Consider the following 3,104-nt stretch of genomic DNA (forward strand, 5'->3'; position numbering starts at 1 on the left):
AACCATTACGCAACTAATGGCTTGAATTCCGGTTGCTTATGGCGTAGAAAATTACCCGTCCTGCGCTTTTGTGGCCTGTTTTTTGGAGGTTTTAATGAGATTCAGGATCTTTCTTTTAGCGCTTTTGCTGTGCGGTTTTTATGGATTTGGCTGTGGGGGTGCAATCTCGGACGTAGCTCCCGATCCGGATATTGCCGATATAGAGCCTCAAGATAGCGTAGAACGATTGATACTTTCGGAGTATTACGCCGGCAAGCTCGTAATTCGCCTGGAGGATCGAGACATCTCGGTTCTGAATCATTTTTCTTCGGAGGGGTTATCCTATAGCCGCGCGATCGGTGAAGATCTCAATCGTTATTACGAGCGGAAAGATGAGCTGGAACGGCTTTCGAGGCGCGAGCTTCCCGATTTGAGCAAGTATTATTTTTTGGAGGTAAAAGATCCAAGAAAGGCTATCGACGCCTACCGCAATTTAAAGAATCGCCGCGGTGTGGAGCTCGTGTACGCGGAGGAGATTCCTCAACCTCTTGGGCTTACGACTATTGCGGTTGCTAAGGATGTTCCTCAGCCCCTTGGGCTTGAGACCACCCCCGATCTGAGCGGGGTTCAGGGGTATCTCAAGTCTTATTCCCGGCACGGCGGTGTCGATGCGGAGTACGCGTGGCAGCAGGGGATAACTGGGCAGGATGTGATATTGGTGGATGGAGAGCAGGATTGGGACTTTGCACATCTCGATGTTACTTATGATAGCAGTATTTTTGTGACTAATGGTTTGTGCGATAATCCCGAAAGCACCAGCTCTGTTTGTCGTTCTATTATGAATCACGGCACAGCGGTTGCCGGAGTGATAACGGGAAAACATCAAGAAACTTCCATTGGTGTGAAGGGTATAGCTCCCGACCTAAAGTTTAATGCGGGCAGTAGTTCGATTTCTTATTTTCTTGCGGCATTAACTGATGGAGATCCTTCTAACTATGAGATGCCTCCTGGGACAATTTTTCTCATTGAAATAGGTAGGGCTTGTAATAGTCAGGCGGCCTGTCTTCCGATGGAGGTTTCTCTGTTTGATTTTACTGCGATTCAGCAGGCCACAGCAGCCGGAATTACGGTGATATCTGGTGCTGCAAATGGCTCGAAGAATTTGGATGTTCCTTCGGACTATGAATCATTGTTGCCAAGTGATCAAATTGTTGATCTTTCCCAAAATGATTCAGGATCAATCCTTGTAGGTGCCAGCCAGGGTGTTGGTTGGCCGCCGGTTTACGTCGATGGATGTCAGAATGGTGGAGCTCACACGCTGCTGAATGAATCCAACTACGGAACTCCAGTGGATCTGTTTGCTTGGGGCTGCAGCGTGGTTACCGCCGGATATGGTTATCCTGGCAATCCTTACGAATGGTTTCCGATCTCCGGCTGGCCTACACCACCTAATAGTGATCCGCACGCATATTTTATGAACAGCTTTGGAGGCACTTCATCTGCCACGGCAATTGTCGGAGGCGCGGCGGCGCTTTTGCAGAGTTATGCTAAGCGCGAGATGGGCGAGCCCGAGACTCGTTATCTGATGCCTTCTGCCATAAAGAATCTTCTTTATAGTTCAGGTCATCCGCAGGCCGGCAGCGGCGGGAATATAGGCAGGCAGCCGGATGTTCCTTCGGCCTTCGCAGCATTCGATTCATACTGGAATCAGATTAAATCGAGCTATCCGAAGATAGATCCTGACTGGGATGGAGATAAGCTTACTGAAGAGGAGATGATAGATCTCCGCGCCGCAGGAGTTGGGATCATCTGCGGTAAGGTCGATGTTAAGAAACATCAGTTGGTTGGTCTAGATGACCCAGCATGTCCTGCGAGGGGTGAGAGCGAATTCTGGCCCGCGGACAATTACCGTGCGAAGAATCTGGATTTTGACGGGGATGGGCGTGCTGATCTTGTTCAGTGGACAAACGGCACTTTGAAGATCGATTTTTCCTCTATGGTGAATGGGGAGTATGCGCATGACAGCGGTGAGGATAACTTCGGCGCATGGGATCTCGAGCTGGAATACGATCCTGTTCCCGGCAGGTGGGCGGTCTCTCACGTCGAGGATATAAACAAAGATGGCCGAGCGGATCTTGTCATCTACGCGCGCGAGGTTGGGAAGTGGTATATTTACTACACCGATCTGGCGATGATCGAGGATGGTGTAATCGAACAGAATCCTGAGAACTGGGATCTTGTTTTGGATTATTCCGCGCAGTGGCATGATGATCGCACTATGGATCCGTTTGGTACGGATGACGAGATCCCCGACACCCGCTACAGCCGGCCGCATCTTGCTGACTACAACGGTGATGGTCACATCGATATAGGCATCGCATGTTCGGACGGGTATTGGCGAATCGATTACGCAACCGGGGCAGGTGAAGGGTACGGCAGTTACGACAGCGAGCTTAGATATCTTCTTCCGGAGCAGCTCGAGCTTGCGCCTGGCTGGGCGTATTTGACGGCGACGTCGGTTATTGGAGGGACTGTCCAAAGTCCATACAACTTGACGATTAAACATCCGGATAGTATAGGTTTTGATGGTTCTGTGGCTATGCTTCTAGTTGCGGATATAGCATCAGGGGTTGTGGAGAACCTGATGAGTATCACTCCCCCTGTTTTTGGAGGAAGCGATGTTTTATTAATAGAGGGTAATTATTGGGGTGCAGGCAGATATTCAGATAGGCATGGTATCAAGGATTCCGGCGGCAGTTGGAATTTTTCCAACTGTGCGATAAAAAGCGCCATAGAAGGATACTACTGTTCAAACTTTGAAATTTTCGACGTAGCGCCAAATGGAGAATTTGGGGGCCCCGAATGTTTGCCCGTACTTGCTGATTTTGACGGAAATGGCGTAAGGGACAGGGCAGTGATGTGCCCCGACGAATGGCGCATAGCGTATTATCATGATCAATATTTTTCACATTATTCACCCAATTTTCTGGATCAGCTTGCCCCGGACGGGATGAGATATGTAGAGCTTGGCTATGATGAAGGGATAACATCCCTGCCGGGGATCTCCCACGCCGGAGGAAGGCAATACTCGCAGGTGAAGTCGATAATAAAAATGCAGCAGTTGC

The 3,104-nt window shown here is 49.6% G+C and carries 1 protein-coding gene; it reads left to right on the top strand.

Features of this window, described 5'->3' with window-relative positions:
- Positions 1-94: 94 nt before the first annotated feature.
- On the top strand, positions 95-3,104 hold a 3,010-nt coding region (locus tag GX659_08230; protein NLD28762.1), incomplete at its 3' end, for a S8 family serine peptidase.

This window comes from Myxococcales bacterium (assembly GCA_012513515.1).
GTDB lineage: Bacteria > UBA10199 > UBA10199 > 2-02-FULL-44-16 > JAAZCA01 > JAAZCA01.